This is a genomic window from Pseudomonas sp. RW407, assembly GCF_003176655.1.
Taxonomy (GTDB): domain Bacteria; phylum Pseudomonadota; class Gammaproteobacteria; order Pseudomonadales; family Pseudomonadaceae; genus Pseudomonas; species Pseudomonas delhiensis.
This window is the reverse complement of the sequence record NZ_QGSL01000029.1, coordinates 381245-398955: the sequence shown is the minus strand read 5'-3', so window position 1 is coordinate 398955 and position 17711 is coordinate 381245. Positions and strand designations below refer to the sequence as shown.

Annotated in this window: 15 protein-coding genes; 10 read left to right on the top strand and 5 right to left on the bottom strand. The window is 67.5% G+C overall.

Annotation, left to right across the window (positions count from 1 at the left end):
* The first annotated feature begins 2 nt into the window (after positions 1-2).
* The 4 genes from DK254_RS02680 to lpxC all read left to right on the top strand — a co-directional run bounded on the left by DK254_RS02680 (position 3) and on the right by lpxC (position 4399).
* The gene (locus DK254_RS02680; protein WP_109932026.1) at positions 3-866 is read left to right on the top strand and encodes a cell division protein FtsQ/DivIB; all 864 of its coding nucleotides are present in this window, start codon (positions 3-5) and stop codon (positions 864-866) included.
* Between the two features lie 21 nt (positions 867-887).
* A complete protein-coding gene (ftsA, locus tag DK254_RS02675) occupies positions 888-2135 on the top strand; it encodes a cell division protein FtsA (protein WP_089390660.1) in 1248 nt (415 codons plus the stop codon).
* A 55-nt stretch (positions 2136-2190) separates the two neighbouring features.
* The gene (ftsZ, locus tag DK254_RS02670; RefSeq protein WP_009617925.1) at positions 2191-3375 is read left to right on the top strand and encodes a cell division protein FtsZ; all 1185 of its coding nucleotides are present in this window, start codon (positions 2191-2193) and stop codon (positions 3373-3375) included.
* A 112-nt stretch (positions 3376-3487) separates the two neighbouring features.
* A complete protein-coding gene (gene lpxC, locus DK254_RS02665) occupies positions 3488-4399 on the top strand; it encodes a UDP-3-O-acyl-N-acetylglucosamine deacetylase (protein ID WP_009617927.1) in 912 nt (303 codons plus the stop codon).
* Between the two features lie 174 nt (positions 4400-4573).
* On the opposite strand, the gene DK254_RS02660 is transcribed toward lpxC, so the two are convergent.
* Complete coding sequence (locus tag DK254_RS02660) at positions 4574-5029, bottom strand: DciA family protein (RefSeq protein WP_109932024.1); 456 nt, start codon at positions 5027-5029, stop codon at positions 4574-4576.
* 305 nt (positions 5030-5334) lie between these two features.
* On the opposite strand from DK254_RS02660, the gene secA reads away from it, so the two are divergent.
* From secA to DK254_RS02640, 4 genes are all read left to right on the top strand, one after another.
* A complete protein-coding gene (gene secA / locus DK254_RS02655; RefSeq protein WP_109932022.1) occupies positions 5335-8088 on the top strand; it encodes a preprotein translocase subunit SecA in 2754 nt (917 codons plus the stop codon).
* 93 nt (positions 8089-8181) lie between these two features.
* Positions 8182-9399, top strand: a complete 1218-nt coding sequence (gene argJ / locus DK254_RS02650) for a bifunctional glutamate N-acetyltransferase/amino-acid acetyltransferase ArgJ (protein ID WP_109932020.1) — start codon at positions 8182-8184, stop codon at positions 9397-9399.
* Positions 9400-9581: 182 nt separating this feature from the next.
* Complete coding sequence (locus DK254_RS02645) at positions 9582-10205, top strand: glutathione S-transferase family protein (protein WP_109932018.1); 624 nt, start codon at positions 9582-9584, stop codon at positions 10203-10205.
* A gap of 28 nt (positions 10206-10233) precedes the next feature.
* Positions 10234-11184: a Nudix family hydrolase gene (locus DK254_RS02640; protein WP_109932016.1), complete on the top strand. Its 951-nt coding sequence runs from the start codon at positions 10234-10236 to the stop codon at positions 11182-11184.
* 300 nt (positions 11185-11484) lie between these two features.
* On the opposite strand, the gene DK254_RS02635 is transcribed toward DK254_RS02640, so the two are convergent.
* From DK254_RS02635 to DK254_RS02620, 4 genes are read right to left on the bottom strand one after another with little or no spacing between them, the layout of a single operon-like run.
* Positions 11485-12057: a cob(I)yrinic acid a,c-diamide adenosyltransferase gene (locus tag DK254_RS02635; RefSeq protein ID WP_109932014.1), complete on the bottom strand. Its 573-nt coding sequence runs from the start codon at positions 12055-12057 to the stop codon at positions 11485-11487.
* A gap of 3 nt (positions 12058-12060) precedes the next feature.
* Positions 12061-14106 (bottom strand): ATP-binding protein, encoded by a 2046-nt coding sequence (locus DK254_RS02630; RefSeq protein ID WP_109932939.1) that lies wholly within the window; start codon positions 14104-14106, stop codon positions 12061-12063.
* 57 nt (positions 14107-14163) lie between these two features.
* Positions 14164-15078: a putative 2-dehydropantoate 2-reductase gene (locus tag DK254_RS02625; protein ID WP_109932012.1), complete on the bottom strand. Its 915-nt coding sequence runs from the start codon at positions 15076-15078 to the stop codon at positions 14164-14166.
* A 37-nt stretch (positions 15079-15115) separates the two neighbouring features.
* Entirely contained in the window at positions 15116-16081 is a 966-nt protein-coding gene (locus tag DK254_RS02620; protein ID WP_109932010.1) for a response regulator, read from the bottom strand.
* A gap of 154 nt (positions 16082-16235) precedes the next feature.
* On the opposite strand from DK254_RS02620, the gene DK254_RS02615 reads away from it, so the two are divergent.
* Both DK254_RS02615 and DK254_RS02610 read left to right on the top strand, forming a co-directional pair.
* Positions 16236-16715, top strand: a complete 480-nt coding sequence (locus DK254_RS02615) for a YajQ family cyclic di-GMP-binding protein (protein ID WP_089390669.1) — start codon at positions 16236-16238, stop codon at positions 16713-16715.
* Positions 16716-16833: 118 nt separating this feature from the next.
* A complete protein-coding gene (locus tag DK254_RS02610) occupies positions 16834-17682 on the top strand; it encodes a mechanosensitive ion channel family protein (protein WP_109932008.1) in 849 nt (282 codons plus the stop codon).
* Positions 17683-17711 lie beyond the last annotated feature (29 nt).

Sequence of the window (17711 nt, the reverse complement as noted above, 5' to 3'; positions counted from 1 at the left end):
CCATGAACGGCGCGATGCTCCGCCACTCGCAACCCGGTATCGGCCGCGCACCCGCGCGCAAGCCGGTGCCGCGCGGCGCCAGCCGCCTGGTGGCGAAGGAGCCGATCAGCGCTCGCCTGCCCAGGCCCAGCTTCGGCTTCCTGCGCATCCTGATGTGGCCGGTGCTGCTGGCCGTGCTGGGCTTCGGCGCCTACCAGGGCGCGCAGTACGTGCTGCCCTACGCCGACCGCCCGATCGCCAAGATCAGCGTCGAAGGCGACCTCAGCTACATCAGCCAGCAGGCGGTGCAGCAGCGCATCGCGCCGTTCGTCTCGGCCAGCTTCTTCACCATCGACCTGGCCGGCATGCGCCAGGAGCTGGAGCAGATGCCCTGGATCGCCCACGCCGAGGTGCGCCGCGTCTGGCCGGACCAGGTGGTGATCCACCTGGAGGAACAGCTGCCGGTGGCCCGCTGGGGCGACGAGGCGCTGCTGAACAACCAGGGCCAGGCCTTCGCGCCCCACGAGGTGTCGCACTACGAGCACCTGCCGCGCCTGTCCGGCCCGCAGTTCGCCCAGCAGAAGGTGATGCAGCAGTACCAGATCCTCAGCCAGCTGCTGCGGCCCCTGGGCTTCACCATCGCCAGCCTGGAGATGAGCTCGCGCGGCGCCTGGACGCTGGACACCGCCCAGGGCGTGCAGATCGTCCTGGGCCGCGACCACACGGTCGAACAGATCCGCCGTTTCGTGACCATCTACGAAAAGGCCCTGAAAGAACAGATATCGAAGATTGCGCGCATCGACATGCGCTACCCCAACGGCCTGGCCGTGGCGTGGCGCGACCCGCTGCCGCAGACGGACGTGGCCCAGGCCGCGTCCGCGCAGTGATTTGAGGAGACAGCAATAACCATGGCAAGCGTGCAGAGCGGCAAGATGGTGGTCGGCCTGGACATCGGTACCTCCAAGGTGGTGGCACTGGTGGGCGAGGTCGCGGCCGATGGCAAGCTGGAGATCGTCGGCATCGGCACCCATCCGTCGCGCGGCCTGAAGAAGGGCGTGGTGGTGAACATCGAGTCCACCGTGCAGTCCATCCAGCGCGCCATCGACGAGGCGCAGCAGATGGCCGGCTGCCGGATCCACTCGGCCTTCGTCGGCATCGCCGGCAACCACATCCGCAGCCTGAATTCCCACGGCATCGTGGCCATCCGCGACCGCGAGGTCAGCCCGGCCGACATCGACCGCGTGCTCGATGCCGCCCAGGCCGTGGCCATCCCGGCCGACCAGCGGGTGCTGCACACCCTGGCCCAGGACTACGTGATCGACAACCAGGAGGGCGTGCGCGAGCCGCTGGGCATGTCCGGCGTGCGCCTGGAAGCCAAGGTGCACGTGGTGACCTGCGCGGTGAACGCCGCGCAGAACATCGAGAAGTGCGTGCGCCGCTGCGGCCTGGAAGTCGACGACATCATCCTCGAGCAACTGGCCTCGGCCTACTCGGTGATCACCGAGGACGAGAAGGAACTGGGCGTGTGCCTGGTGGACATCGGCGGCGGCACCACCGACATCGCCATCTTCACCGAGGGCGCCATCCGCCATACGGCGGTGATCCCGATCGCCGGCGACCAGGTCACCAACGACATCGCCATGGCCCTGCGCACCCCCACGCAGTACGCCGAGGAAATCAAGATCCGCTACGCCTGCGCACTGGCCAAGCTGGCCGGCGCGGGCGAAACCATCAAGGTGCCCAGCGTCGGCGACCGGCCGCCGCGGGAGCTGTCGCGCCAGGCCCTGGCCGAGGTCGTGGAGCCGCGTTACGACGAGCTTTTCACTCTGGTCCAGGCCGAACTGCGGCGCAGCGGCTACGAGGACCTGATCCCGGCCGGGATCGTCCTGACCGGTGGCACCGCCAAGATGGAAGGCGCCGTGGAGCTCGCCGAGGAGATCTTCCACATGCCGGTGCGCCTGGGCGTACCGCAGGGCGTCAAGGGGCTGACCGACGTCGTGCGCAACCCCATCTATTCCACCGGCGTGGGCCTGCTCATGTATGGCCTGCAGAAGCAGTCCGACGGCGTCTCCATGTCCGGCGGCAGCGGCTTCAGCGATGAACCCAAGACACCTGTTCTGGAACGGCTCAAACGCTGGGTCCAGGGCAATTTCTGATTTACCGGCGCGGTAAAACGTAGGCGACACAACTAGAAAGGAAGGAGAAGGGAAAATGTTCGAGCTCGTCGATAACGTCCCACAAACGGCAGTAATCAAAGTCATCGGTGTCGGTGGTGGCGGCGGCAACGCCGTGAACCACATGGCCAAGAACAACGTCGACGGCGTGGAGTTCATCTGCGCCAACACCGACGCCCAGGCGCTGAAGAACATCGCGGCGCGCACCGTGCTGCAGCTCGGCCCGGGCGTGACCAAGGGCCTGGGCGCCGGCGCCAACCCTGAAGTCGGCCGCCAGGCCGCGATCGAGGATCGCGAGCGCATCGCCGAGGTGCTGGAAGGCGCCGACATGGTCTTCATCACCACCGGCATGGGTGGCGGCACCGGTACCGGTGCGGCGCCGATCATCGCCGAAGTGGCCAAGGAAATGGGCATCCTGACCGTCGCGGTGGTCACCCGTCCGTTCCCGTTCGAGGGCCGCAAGCGCATGCAGATCGCCGACGAGGGCATCCGCTCCCTGGCGGAAAGCGTCGACTCGCTGATCACCATCCCCAACGAGAAGCTGCTGACCATCCTCGGCAAGGACGCCAGCCTGCTGGCCGCCTTCGCCAAGGCCGACGACGTGCTGGCCGGCGCCGTGCGTGGCATCTCCGATATCATCAAGCGTCCGGGCATGATCAACGTCGACTTCGCCGACGTGAAGACCGTGATGAGCGAGATGGGCATGGCCATGATGGGCACCGGCGCCGCCAGCGGCCCGAACCGTGCCCGCGAGGCCACCGAGGCGGCGATCCGCAACCCGCTGCTGGAGGACGTCAACCTGCAGGGCGCCCGCGGCATCCTGGTGAACATCACCGCCGGTCCCGACCTGTCCCTGGGTGAGTACTCCGACGTGGGCAACATCATCGAGCAGTTCGCCTCCGAGCACGCCACCGTCAAGGTGGGCACCGTGATCGATCCGGACATGCGCGACGAACTGCACGTCACCGTGGTCGCCACCGGCCTGGGCGCGCGCCTGGAAAAACCGGTCAAGGTGGTCGACAACACCGTGCAGACCCAGGCGGTCAGCAGCCAGGCTCCGGTACAGCGCGAGCAGCAGTCGGTGAACTACCGCGACCTGGACCGCCCGACCGTGATGCGCAACCAGGCGCACGGCAGCGCGGCCACCGCGGCCAAGCTCAACCCGCAGGACGACCTGGACTACCTGGATATCCCGGCATTCCTGCGTCGCCAGGCCGATTGAGGCAATTTATCAGGAGTATGAACGTGATTGGTGTTCAGCAAAGGGCGGTTCTGCTATCATCGCCGCCCATTGTTGACAACAGTTCGCAACTTGCGCGAAAGCGGCCAAAGCCATGATCAGACAACGCACCTTGAAGAACATCATCCGGGCCACCGGCGTCGGTCTGCACTCGGGGGAGAAGGTCTACCTCACCCTGAAGCCGGCTCCGGTGGACAGCGGTATCGTGTTCGTCCGTACCGACCTCGACCCGGTGGTGGAAATCCCGGCTCGGGCCTCGAACGTCGGCGAGACCACCATGTCGACCACCCTGGTCAAGGGTGACGTCAAAGTGGATACGGTGGAGCATCTGCTCTCGGCCATGGCTGGCCTGGGCATCGACAACGCCTATGTCGAGCTGTCCGCCTCGGAAGTGCCGATCATGGACGGCAGCGCGGGGCCCTTCGTATTCCTGATCCAATCCGCCGGCCTGCAGGAGCAGGAGGCGGCCAAGAAGTTCATCCGCATCAAGCGTGAAGTGACCGTGGAAGAGGGCGACAAGCGCGCCACTTTCGTTCCCTTCGACGGCTTCAAGGTGAGCTTCGAGATCGATTTCGATCACCCGGTCTTCCGTGGTCGCACCCAGAAGGCGACGGTGGACTTCTCCAGCACTTCCTTCGTCAAGGAAGTCAGCCGTGCGCGGACCTTCGGGTTCATGCGCGACATCGAGTACCTGCGTTCGCAGAACCTGGCGCTCGGTGGCAGCGTGGAGAACGCCATCGTGGTCGACGAGTATCGCGTGCTCAACGAAGACGGTCTTCGTTACGAGGACGAGTTCGTCAAGCACAAGATCCTGGACGCCATCGGTGACCTGTACCTGCTTGGTAACAGCCTTATCGGCGAGTTCCGCGGCTTCAAGTCCGGCCATGCCCTGAACAACCGCCTGCTCCGCGCGCTCATCGCGGACAAGGAGGCCTGGGAAGTGGTCACCTTCGAAGACGCGAGCACCGCGCCGATTTCCTACATGCGGCCCGCTGCGGCCGTTTGAGGAAACCTTCCTCCTTTCAAGCTGTACATATTGAAGGCCACCTCCGGGTGGCCTTTTTTTATGTGCGCGAAATGACGCGGGCAGGACGCTTGGAGGTTGGAGAAGGAAAATTCACACGAGTTCATCGGCAGGGGCCGATGAAAGGCCCGGGCGGATCGGCGGTAGGGGCGGGGGTCAGTCTTCGCGCGGGCGGCTGCGGCTGGCCAGGCGTTCCAGGGCGGCCTTCAGGCGCGGGTTGCTGATGCCTTCGGCGGCTTCCTGCAGGGCTTCGGCGGCGGCGACGGAGAGCTGGTGGGTGCGCACCGGCGCCTGGCGTTCGACCTGGGGCTGGACCTTGAACAGGATGTGCTGCAGCCCGGCGAACTCGTCGAACATCTGCAACTGGCGCAGCAGGCGTTTCTGCTGGTAGCGCAGGCGCGTGGCCCAGTGCGCGTCGGTCAGCACCAGCAGCAGGCTGCCGGCGCGCCAGGCGGCGACCCGGCAGTGCGGGCGCGCGGCTGGCTGCAGCTGGCTGTCGAGCAACTGTTGCAACTGGGCGAGGCGCTGGGCCTCGTTGAACAGCGTCTGCAACGGCTTGGCTTCGCGCAGCAGCTTGGTGGTGGCCTGTGCCGGCAGCGGGCGGAACGCCATGGCGAAAATTCCGGGGTTGTTGAGCGGCGATGGTATCAGAATGGGGGCATCCCGGGCCGCCGCGCCGACGTCCGTCGCAGCCGAGCCTTGAACTTTCCCCGTGCGACACAATATAAAGCAGGCGGGCTGCCAGTCCGCCCCCGCGTTCCGGCCAGGCAATGTGCATGCTGGGAAAGTCCCCAGCATGACCTGGGCACTTCTTTCGTTCACGTTTCCGAGTAGAATGCCCCCTTTGCCGTCGATGCAAGCCGCGGCCAGCCAGTCGGGCAGCCCTCCATTCCCCAAGTTCGGATGACCCAGTCGATATGTTTGCGCCTTTGTTGAAAAAACTCTTTGGAAGCAAGAACGAGCGTGAAGTGAAGCGCATGGCCAAGCAGGTCCAGGCCATCAATGCGCTCGAGCCACAGATGGTGGCGCTTTCCGATGAGCAACTGAAGGCCAAGACCGAAGAGTTCAAGGCGCGCGTGGCCAAAGGCGAAAGCCTCGACGACCTGCTTCCCGAAGCCTTCGCCGTGGCCCGCGAGGCGGGCAAGCGGGTGATGGGCATGCGTCACTTCGACGTCCAGCTGATCGGCGGCATGAGCCTGCACGAAGGCAAGATCGCCGAGATGCGCACCGGCGAGGGCAAGACCCTGGTGGGCACCCTGGCGGTGTACCTGAACGCGCTGTCCGGCAAGGGCGTGCACGTGGTCACCGTGAACGACTACCTGGCCCGCCGCGACGCCAACTGGATGCGTCCGCTGTACGAATTCCTCGGCCTGTCGGTCGGCGTGGTCACGCCGTTCCAGCCGCCGGAGGAGAAGCGCGCGGCCTACGCCTCGGACATCACCTACGGCACCAACAACGAATTCGGTTTCGACTACCTGCGCGACAACATGGCCTTCAGCCTGCAGGACAAGTTCCAGCGCGAGCTGAACTTCGCCGTGGTCGACGAAGTGGACTCCATCCTCATCGACGAGGCGCGCACCCCGCTGATCATCTCCGGCCAGGCCGAAGACAGCTCCGAGCTGTACATCAAGATCAACAAGCTGATCCCGCGCCTGAAGCGCCACATCGAGGAAGTCGAGGGCCAGGTGACCCAGCAGGGCCACTACAGCATCGACGAGAAGACCCGCCAGGTCGAACTCAACGAGCAGGGCCACGCCTACGTCGAGGAACTGCTGAGCCAGGCCGGCCTGCTGGGCGAGGGCGAGAGCCTCTACTCGGCGCACAACCTCAGCCTGCTGACCCATGTCTACGCCGCGCTGCGCGCTCACACCCTGTTCCACCGCAACGTCGAGTACATCGTCCAGGGCGACCAGGTCCTGCTGATCGACGAGCACACCGGCCGCACCATGCCCGGCCGCCGCCTCTCCGAGGGCCTGCACCAGGCCATCGAGGCCAAGGAAAACCTGCCGATCCAGGCCGAGAGCCAGACCCTGGCCTCCACCACCTTCCAGAACTACTTCCGCCTCTACACCAAGCTGTCCGGCATGACCGGCACCGCCGACACCGAGGCCTTCGAGTTCCGCCAGATCTACGGCCTGGACGTGGTGGTGATCCCGACCCACCGGCCGATCGCCCGCAAGGACTTCAACGACCTGGTCTACCTGACCCAGGAAGAGAAGTACGCCGCGATCATCACCGACATCCAGCAGAGCCAGGCCCTGGGCCGGCCGATCCTGGTCGGTACCGCGTCCATCGAGACCTCCGAGTACGTGTCCAAGCTGCTGGAGCAGGCCGGCATCGAGCACAAGGTGCTCAACGCCAAGTACCACGAGAAGGAAGCCGAGATCATCGCGCAGGCCGGTGCGCCGGGCTCGGTGACCATCGCCACCAACATGGCCGGCCGTGGTACCGACATCCTCCTGGGCGGCAACTGGGAAGCCGAGATCGCCAGCCTGGAGAACCCCAGCGACGAGCAGATCGCCCAGATCAAGGCCGAGTGGCAGAAGCGCCACCAGCAGGTGATCGAGTCCGGCGGCCTGCACGTGATCGCCTCCGAGCGCCACGAGTCCCGCCGTATCGACAACCAGCTGCGGGGCCGTTCCGGCCGCCAGGGTGACCCGGGTTCCAGCCGCTTCTACCTGTCGCTGGAAGACAACCTGATGCGTATCTTCGCCTCCGACCGGGTGAAGAACTTCATGAAGGCCCTGGGCATGCAGCCGGGCGAGGCCATCGAGCACCGCATGGTCAGCAACGCCATCGAGAAGGCGCAGCGCAAGGTCGAAGGCCGCAACTTCGACATCCGCAAGCAGCTGCTCGAGTTCGACGACGTGGCCAACGAGCAGCGCAAGGTGATCTACCACATGCGCAACAGCCTGCTGGCCGCGGAGAACATCGGCGACACCATCGCCGAGTTCCGCGAGGAAGTGCTGAACAACACCATCAGCCAGCACATCCCGCCGCAGTCGCTGCCCGAGCAGTGGGACATCTCCGGCCTGGAAGCCTCGCTGTACAGCGACTTCGGCCTGAAGCTGCCGGTCCAGCAGTGGCTGGACGACGACGAGAAACTCTATGAGGAGACCCTGCGCGAGAAGATCCTCGCCGAGCTGGTCGCCGCCTACAACGAGAAGGAAGAGCTGGCCGGCGCCGAGGCGCTGCGCACCTTCGAGAAGCAGATGCTGCTGCGCGTGCTGGACGACCTGTGGAAGGACCACCTGTCCACCATGGACCACCTGCGCCACGGCATCCACCTGCGCGGCTACGCGCAGAAGAACCCGAAGCAGGAGTACAAGCGCGAGTCCTTCAACCTGTTCCAGGAACTGCTGGATTCCATCAAGCGCGACACCATCCGCGTGCTGTCCTTCGTCCAGGTCCGCCGCGAGGACCCGGCCGAGGAAGAGGCGCGCCTGCGCCGCGAGGCCGAGGAAATGGCCAAGCGCATGCAGTTCCAGCACGCCGAGGCGCCGTCCATCGACCAGGCCCCCGATGCCGAGGAAGGCGAAGAGGGCGAGCAGGGCCCGGCCCAGGTCGTGCCGCTGGAGCCGGTGCGCGCCGAGCCGAAGATCGGCCGCAACGAGCTGTGCCCCTGCGGTTCCGGCAAGAAGTACAAGCATTGCCATGGCCAGGTGAACTGATCCGCCTGACCTGACCACACGACGCCGCGACCGGCCCTGCCGCTCGCGGCGTTTTTCACATTCGATCCACCCTTTTTCGTAAGGAGCACATCCATGGCTGTCGGTCTCGGCCCCATCTCCACCCTGCATCCGGTCCCCGGCTTCGAACTGGGCATCGCTTCCGCCGGCATCAAGCGCCCCGGTCGCAAGGACGTCGTGGTGATGCGCTGCGCCGAAGGCTCCACCGTAGCCGGGGTGTTCACCACCAACGCCTTCTGCGCCGCGCCCGTGCTGCTGTGCAAGAAGCGCTTCCTCGGGCCGGTGCGCTACCTGGTGACCAACACCGGCAACGCCAACGCCGGCACCGGCGAGCCGGGCCTGGCCAACGCCTCGGCGGTGTGCGCCAGGCTGGCCGAGCTGGCCGGGGTGGACGAAAGCCAGGTGCTGCCGTTCTCCACCGGGGTGATCGGCGAGCCGCTGCCGGTGGCCAAGATCGAGGCCGCGCTGCCAGCCGCCCTGGCCGCCCTGGGCCCGGACAACTGGGCCGAGGCCGCCGCCGGCATCATGACCACCGACACCCTGCCCAAGGGGGCCAGCCGCCAGTTCGAGCATGACGGCGTGACCGTCACCGTCACCGGCATCAGCAAGGGCGCCGGCATGATCAAGCCGAACATGGCCACCATGCTCGGCTACATCGCCACCGACGCCAAGGTCGCCCAGGGCGTGCTGCAGGACCTGCTGCGCGACGCGGCGAACAAGTCGTTCAACCGCATCACCATCGACGGCGACACCTCCACCAACGACAGCTGCACCCTGGTCGCCACCGGCCAGGCCGCGCTGCCGGAGATCACCCAGGCCAGCGGCGCGCTGTTCGGCGCCCTGAAGCAGGCGGTGATCGAGGTGTCCATGGAGCTGGCCCAGGCCATCGTCCGCGACGGCGAAGGCGCCACCAAGTTCGTCACCGTGCAGGTCAACGGCGGCGGCACCCACCAGGAGTGCCTGGACGTCGGCTACGCCGTGGCCCACTCGCCGCTGATCAAGACCGCGCTGTTCGCCTCCGACCCGAACTGGGGCCGCATCCTCGCCGCGGTCGGCTACGCCAGCGTGCCGAACCTGGACGTCAGCAAGATCGACGTGTTCCTCGACGAAGTCTGCATCGCCAGCCGCGGCTGCCGCGCCGCCAGCTACACCGAGGACCAGGGCGCGCGGGTGATGGCCCAGGAAGAGATCACCATCCGCATCGAACTGGGCCGCGGCGACTGCAGCGAGACCATCTGGACCACCGACCTGTCCCACGAGTACGTGAAGATCAACGCGGAATATCGGACCTGATCGAAGGCGGCTGCAGGCTTCAGGCGGCAGGCTGCAGGCAAAAGCGAAAAGCCCGCCCCCTGGGAGCGAGCCCGCTATGCTCTTCGCCTGTAGCCTGTAGCCTGTAGCCTGTAGCCTGTAGCCTGTAGCCTGTAGCCTGTAGCCTGTAGCCTGTAGCCTGTAGCCGGCGCGAGGAACGAGCGATGAAACTGGTCATTGGCAGCAAGAATCTGTCGTCCTGGTCGTTGCGTGGCTGGCTGGCCATGCAACTGACCGGTGCGGAATTCGAAGAGGTGCTGATTCCGCTGGGTGGCGTCGACACCTCGCGGCGCATCCGCGAGCACTCGCCCACCGGCAAGGTGCCGGTGCTCGAGTGCGAGGACGGGGTGATCTGGGACTCCCTGGCGATCGCCGAGTACCTGGCCGAACGCTTCCCCGAGGCGCACCTGTGGCCGCGCGGCGAGGCGGCCCGGGCGCTGGCGCGGTCGATCTGCGCGGAGATGCACAGCGGCTTCCCCGCCCTGCGCTCGCACATGCCCATGGACCTGCAGCGGCACAAGCCGCTGGCCAAGGTGCCGGCCGAAGTGGAAACCGACATCGCCCGCGTCATCGAGCTGTGGACCCTGTGCCGCCAGGGTTTCGGCCAGGACGGGCCTTTCCTGTTCGGCCACGCCAGCATCGCCGACGCCTTCTACGCGCCGGTGGCCACGCGCCTGCGCAGCTACGCCGTGGAGCTGCCGCCGCTGGCCAAGGCCTACGTGGACACCATCTACCAGTGGGCGGCCTTCCAGCCCTGGCTGCAGGCCGCGCTGGCCGAGCGCCCCTGAGCGCCGGCAACCGACGAGGAGTTATGCAGTGAAACGAGTACATGTCGCCGCCGCCGTGATCCGTGGCGCCGATGGCCGCGTGCTGATCGCCCGGCGCCCGGACGACAAGCACCAGGGCGGCCTCTGGGAGTTCCCCGGCGGCAAGGTGGAGGAGGGCGAGCCGGTGCAGGCGGCGCTGGCCCGCGAGCTGGAAGAGGAGTTGGGCATCCGCGTCGAGCGCGCCCGGCCGCTGATCCGCGTGGCCCACGACTACCCGGACAAGCAGGTGCTGCTGGACGTCTGGGAGGTCTCGGGGTTCTCCGGCGAGCCCCACGGCGCCGAGGGCCAGCCGCTGGCCTGGGTGGCCCCGCGGGAGCTGCCCGACTACGAGTTCCCCGCCGCCAACCGGCCCATCGTGCACGCCGCGCGCCTGCCCGAGCGCTACCTGATCACCCCCGACGGCCTGGAGCCGCAGGAAGTCCTGCAGGGCATCCGCGCCGCCGTGGCCGGTGGCGTGCGCCTGATCCAGCTGCGCGCGCCGAACATGTACAGCCCGGAATACCGCGACATGGCGGTGGACGCCGTGGGGCTGTGCGCCGGCAAGGCGCAGCTGATGCTCAAGGGCCCGCTGGAATGGCTGGGCGACTTCCCCTCCGCGGGCTGGCACCTGACCGCCGAGCAACTGCGCAAGTACGCCCCCAACGGCCGCCCATTCCCCGACGACCGCCTGCTCGCGGCATCCTGCCACGGCGCCGAGGAGCTGACCCTGGCCAGCGCCATGGGCGTGGACTTCGTCACCCTGTCGCCGGTGCAGCCGACCCAGAGCCATCCGGGCGAGCCGGCACTGGGCTGGGATGCGGCGCAGCAACTGGTGGAAGGCTTCAACCAGCCGGTGTTCCTCCTCGGCGGCCTGGGCCCGCAGGACCTGGAGCGCGCCTGGCAGGCAGGCGCCCAGGGCGTGGCCGGCATCCGCGCGTTCTGGCCGAAGAGCGAAGCGTAGGCCGTACGACCTGTAGGAGCGGACTCCGTCCGCGATAGCCGGACGTATCGGCTGAAATCCGCTCCTACAACCGCCCCTACGCCATTCCCACTGTAGGAGCGCGCCCTGCGCGCGAATCGCGGGCAGGGCCTGCTCCTACAACCGCTCCCACGCCATTCCCATTGCAGGAGGCATGGTGTTTCAGGAGCGTAGGGCGAATAACCGTTCGCGGTTATCCGCCGCCGGCCGGAGCCTCGGTGCCCGGCGGCGATGGCGGATAACGCCATAGGCGTTATGCGCCCTACGGTGGGCCGGGAGGGTTCAGGCGGGTTTTTCCGCCGCCTTCCACAACACCTCGGCCACGCCCTGGCGCTTGGCAGCGATGCGCGCGGCGACGAACAGCAGGTCCGACAGCCGGTTCAGGTAGCGCAGCCCCGCGCCCTGCAGCGGCTCCTCTGCGTTGAGCTGCTGGCAGCGGCGCTCGGCCTTGCGCGCGAGGGCGCGGCACACGTGGATCTGCGCCACCAGGCGGGAGCCGCCGGGGAGGATGAAGTCCTTCAGCGGTTCCAGTTCCTCGTTCCAGGCATCGATGGCCTGCTCCAGGCGGGCCACCTCGTGGTCGTCCAGGGCCCGGTATTCCGGCATCGCCAGTTCGCCACCGAGGTCGAACAGGCGGTGCTGCACCGGCGCCAGCACCGTCAGCAGCTGGTCCAGCGCGGCGCTGCGGGCTTCCTGCAGGTCGGCCAGCAGCAGTCCCAACTGGCTGTTCAGTTCGTCCACGCAACCGATGGCCTCGATGCGCGGGTGGTGCTTGGGCACCCGGCTACCATCGGCCAGGCCGGTTTCGCCGGCGTCGCCGGTGCGGGTATAGATCTTCGACAGGCGGTAGCCCATGCCTCAGAGCTCCTTGTTCTGCGGGGGCGGCAGCGCCACCGGCGCCACGGGCTCGTCGCCCAGCGGCAGGCGCAGGGTGAAGCAGGTGCCCTGGCCGAGTTCCGACTGCACTTCCATCTGCCCCTTGTGGTTGTTGGTGATGATGAAATAGGACACCGACAGGCCCAGGCCGGTGCCCTGGCCCACTTCCTTGGTGGTGAAGAAGGGCTCGAAGATGCGCTTGCGCACCGTCTCCGGCATGCCGCAGCCGTTGTCCTGCACCTGTACCTCCGCCCACGGCGGGTTCAGCCGGGTGCGCAGGATGATCCGGCCCTGTTCGCCTTCCTCCTCGTCGTCGCGCAGGTGGATGGCCTGGGCGGCGTTCTTCAGCAGGTTGAGCAGCACCTGCTCGAACTCGTTGGCGATCACCGGCACCGGGCCCAGGCGCGGGTCGAACTCGTGGACGATTTCCAGCGACTTGAAGTCGAAGCCGCCGGCCAGGTCGAAGTCGTTGCCGGCGATCTCCACCGCCTGCTCGATCAGCGATGGCAGCTCGCAGGGCGCCATCTGCCGGTGGCTGCGGCGGCTGAAGGCGAGCATGTGGGTGACGATCTTGGCCGCGCGCGAGCCGGCGTACTGGATGCCGTCCATCAGCCTGGGAATCTCCCGCGCCTCCAGGTAGTGGTTGAGGTCGTCCAGGGCGATGCCCACCTCGGCGGCTACCTCCAGGTTCTTCGGCAGCTCCGGCGACAGCCGCCGGCGGATGTTCTGCACGTTGTGCAGGATGGCCCCCAGCGGGTTGTTGATCTCGTGGGCCATGCCGGCGGCCAGGCCGCCCACCGAGAGCATCTTCTCCGACTGCACCATCAGCTCCTCCATGCCCAGGCGCTCGGTGATGTCGTCGATGCGGATCACCGCGCCGCGGCCGGTGCCGCCCATCAGCGGGTAGAAGGTCAGGGCATAGTGCCGCGGCGAGTCGATCAAGGCCCAGGTGACGCGCTCGACGCGCTCCACCTTGTGCTGCTCGGCGGCGCGGGTGAGCTGCAGCAGGAAGGGCTTGAGCGAGGGGAAGGCGAGGAACACCGGCTGGTTCACCGCGTCGTCCAGGCTGGTGCCGGAGAGCCGGCTGGCCTCCTGGTTCCACTGGGTGACGTAGAGCTGCTCGTCCACCGCGATCAGGGCCGAGGGCATGGAGTCGATGATGCTGTTGAGGTAGTGCTGGAAGCCGGTGAGCTTTTTCTCGATCTTGCTGCGCACCTGGACTTCCAGCTCCAGCTTGCGGTTCGAGCGGCGGGTTTCCTCGGCCAGGTCCTGGGCCTGGGCCATGGCGTCCTGGGCGTCGTCGCGGGCGCGCTTGAGCTGCTGCTCGCGGGCCTCGATGCGGGTCAGCATGGTGTTGAAGGCGTCGGACAGGCGGCCGATCTCGTCGGCGTTGCCACGTTCGGCGCGCAGCGAGTAGTTCTCCTCGCGGGTGACCTGGCGCGACAGTTCCTCCAGGCTGCGGATCGGCCGGGTGATCAGGCGGCGGATCTGCCGGGCGATGAGCATCCACAGCAGCACGCTCACCGCCAGGATCGCCAGGCTGGCGGTCAGGGTGCCGGTATAGAAGGCGCCGGGCAGCTCGCTGCTGGCCACCAGCAGCAGGTAGCCGTTGCGCCCGCCGGGTTGCGGCAGCTCGAACAGGGCGTTGAGGCGGTATTCGCGGGCGCGCCAGCGCTCCAGGTCTTCCAGGTGCCTGGGCAGCGAGCCTTCCCGGGGCGACTGGGCGATGCGCGTGCCGTTGGCGTCGTAGAGCGCCGCGGCGCGCAGCGGCTGGTAGTCGTCGAGCTGGTGCAGCAGGGTGTCGGCCTGCTCCGGGGAACTCAGCGCCGGGTAGCTGAGCGCCGGGTTGGCGATCAGCCGGCCGATGGTCTGCAGGGCCTGGGGCGCCACGCTGTCCTGGGAGATCCAGTAGGCTGCGCTGATGAACGCCAGGTTGGCCGCCAGCAACACGGTGGCCAGCAGCACCAGCAGGGCGGCGAGGATCTTCTGGCCGACCGGCAGGTTTTCCAGGCGCTGACGCAGGTTGATGAAGGACGGCATAGGGGCTCGGCGATCGAAGGCGAGGCGGGCAGGTTAGCCCGCCGTTCAGGCCTCGGGCAATCCGCGTTGGCGCAGCGCGTCGCGCAGGCGCTGGTGCAGGGCGTTCAGCCCGGGCAGCGGCAGGCCGCGGCGGCGGCCTTCGGCGCAGGCATGGCCGAGCAGGTAGGCGACCTCGGTGCGGCGGCCGCTGGCCACGTCCTGGTACATGGAGGAGTAGTTGGCCGCGGTGGCGGCGATCACCCGTTCCACTTCGCCCTGCAGCTCCCGCGCCGCGGCGTCGTAGCCGCAGGCATGGAGCAACTGGCCGAGTTCGTCGCACAGGCCGGCGACCTGCTCGGCATGGCCGGCCAGCTCGCCGTTGCGGCAGTGGTGGAGCACGGTCAGCGGGTTGATCGCGCAGTTCAGCGCCAGCTTGCGCCACAGCCGTTCGAGGATGTCGTCGCTCCATTGCGCGGGAATCCCGGCACTGGCCAGCTCGGCCAGCCAGGCTGGCGCCGGGCCGCCGCGCTCGTCGCCGAGCCAGGTCTGCCCGCGGCCGGCGAAGACCACGCGGAAGTCGCCGTCGCGGAACGCCCCTTCGGTGCTGGAGGCGTACAGGCAACGTGCCCGCGGCAGGTGCGCGGCCACCGCCTGCTGGCTGCCCAGGCCGTTCTGCAGGAGGATGATCTCGGCGCCGGGGGCCAGGTGCGCGGCCACGCTGGCGGCGGCCTCCTCGGCGTCGTAGGCCTTGCTGGCCAGGAGCAGGCGCTGGATCGGGGCGTTCAGCTGGCCGGCGGTTTCCGCCGGGATCGGGTAGAGGCTCTCGCGGCCGTCCTCGCACAGGCTGACGCCACCGCGGGCGCGGTACGCCGCCAGGCGCTGGCGGTCACGCAGCAGCAGCTGCACGGGAAGGCCGGCACGGGCCAGGCGGGCGGCCCAGAGGCTGCCGAGGCTGCCGGCGCCGAGGATGGTCCAGTTCATGGTGGGGCTTCGCGGGTCGATGGGCGTACTGCGAAGTCTAGCGCACCCCGGGCAGCCGGCTGGCGTTGATCCGTCCGCTGGCGTAGGCGTCGGGCAGCAGCTGGCGGGCCTGTTCCAGCACGGCCTCGGCCTGCAGCGGCAGGGACTTGGCGTCCAGCCCCACCAGGCCGATGCCGGCCTTGAGGGTGACGAAGCCGCGGCTGGTCTTGAAGGCCTTGAGGTTGAGGCCCTCGTGCAGGCGGCGGAAGCTGCTCGGCGAGCATTCCTGGAGGTCGTCGATCAGGGTGATGAGGCCGAAGTGCTGCTCGTCGATGCGCGCCAGCACGTCCAGCGGCCGCACCAGTTGCTGCAGGCGCCGGCCGATGCCGTGCAGCAGCTCCTGGTGGAAGCCGGGGAAGTGCTGGCCGTCCTGCTCCAGCAGGGCGGGGATGCCGATCAGCAGGTAGCACACCGCGCCGCCGCGGGACTCCACCTGGCGGATGCTGTCGGCGAGCTTCTGCCGCAGGTAGCGCAGGTTGCCCAGGCCGGTGGCGGCGTCCACCAGGTTGCGTTCCTCCAGGCGGTTGATGTTCTCGGTGAGCAGGCGGTTTTCCACCAGCAGGCGCTGCAGGGTGTTGCACAGGCGGTCGGCGGCCAGCACCCGTGGCACCAGCTGTTCGCTCATCGCCGCCTTGCTGACGAAGTCGTCCACGCCGCGGTCGAAGGCTTCGGCCAGGGCGTTGTCGCCCTCCTTGCCGGTGAGCAGCATGATGTAGGTGTAGTGGTCGCCGCTCTCGTCCAGCTGGCGTACCCGCGCGGTGAGCTCCAGGCCGTCCATCTCCGGCATCAGCCAGTCGGCCAGGAGCACGCTCACCGGTTCCCGTTCCAGCAGTTGCAGGGCTTCGCTGGCGCTGCTGGCGAAGCGCACGTTCTGGTAGCCGGCCTGGCTCAGTGCCCGGCCGATCATGGCGCTGGAGAATTTCGCGTCGTCGACCACCAGGATGCTCAGATGGTTGGTTGGCATGGGGCAGGGGACTCGGAGGAGGCGGGGGGGAGTTCGCCGGTTCTTGGCCGGGCGCGCGCTTGTGGCTCAGTTATAATGAGCGCGCATTTTTACCGTCAAGCCAGGCGCATGCCCGACTGTGAACCGGGTCGCGCCGTCCATCTGGAGAGATGACATGCCTTCGTTCGACGTGGTGTCCGAACTGGACAAGCACGAACTGACCAACGCCCTGGACAACGCCGGCAAGGAGCTCGATCGCCGTTTCGACCTCAAGGGCAAGTGCAGCTTCGAGCCCAAGGACAAGTCGGTTACCCTGACCGCCGAGGCCGATTTCATGCTGGAGCAGATGCTCGACATCCTGCGCAGCAACCTGATCAAGCGCAAGATCGACATCCAGTGCATGGAGCTCAAGGACGCCTACCCCTCGGGCAAGGTGGTCAAGCAGGAAGTGGACTTCCGCGAGGGCATCGACAAGGACCTGGCGAAGAAGATCGTCGGCCTGATCAAGGACCGCAAGATGAAGGTCCAGGCCGCCATCCAGGGCGAGCAGGTGCGCGTCACCGGCAAGAAGCGCGACGACCTGCAGGAAGTGATCGCCCTGCTGCGCAGCGAATCCCTGGGCATGCCGCTGCAGTTCAACAACTTCCGCGATTGAGCGGAACCTCGTCGACCGGGCGGCGTCGCAATTAGAGTGCCGCTCGGCGAACACCGATCGCCATGGTTCGCCATGGCGATCGCATTTCTACGGATCGAAACCAAGGGGGCCCCATTCCATGGACATGAACTACGACCAGATAGTACGGAGCGCTGAGGCCTGGACGCCGCTGGTGCTGAGTTACCTGGGCAACGCCGTGTTGGCGCTGATCACCCTGCTGATCGGCTGGTGGCTGATCAACCTGCTGACCCGCCGGGTGGGCGGGCTGCTGGCCAGCCAGCGGGTGGACAAGACCCTCCAGGGCTTCATCGGCAGCCTGGTCAACATCGTGCTGAAGATCCTCCTGGTGGTCAGCGTGGCCTCGATGATCGGCATCCAGACCACCAGCTTCGTCGCCGCCATCGGCGCCGCCGGCCTGGCCATCGGCCTGGCCCTGCAGGGCAGCCTGTCGAACTTCGCCGGTGGGGTGCTGATCCTGCTGTTCCGCCCGTTCAAGGTCGGCGATGCCATCGAGGCGCAGGGCGTCGCCGGCACCGTGGACAGCATCCAGATCTTCCACACCGTGCTGCGCACCGGTGACAACCGCACGGTCATCATGCCCAACGGCGCGCTGTCCAACGGCATCATCACCAACGTCTCGAGCCAGGCCACGCGCCAGGTGATCTTCGACATCAAGCTGGCCTTCGACGCCGACCTGGACGCCGCCCGCGGCATTCTCCTGGAGCTGGCCCAGGACCCGCGCGTGCTCAAGACCCCCGCGCCGGTGGTGGTGGTCTCGGCCCTGGGCGAGAACTCGGTGACCCTGTCGCTGCGCCTGTGGACCGCCAATGCCGATTTCGGCGCGGTGACCTTCATGCTCAACGAGCAGGTGCGCCTGTGCCTGCGCGACCGCGGTATCGACCTGGCGCTGCCGAGCCGGGTGGTGCGGGTGGTCAGGGGTTCCGAGGAGGAAGCCTTCGCCGAGTGAGGGCGAGCCCATGAGGAAGGCCGGCCATG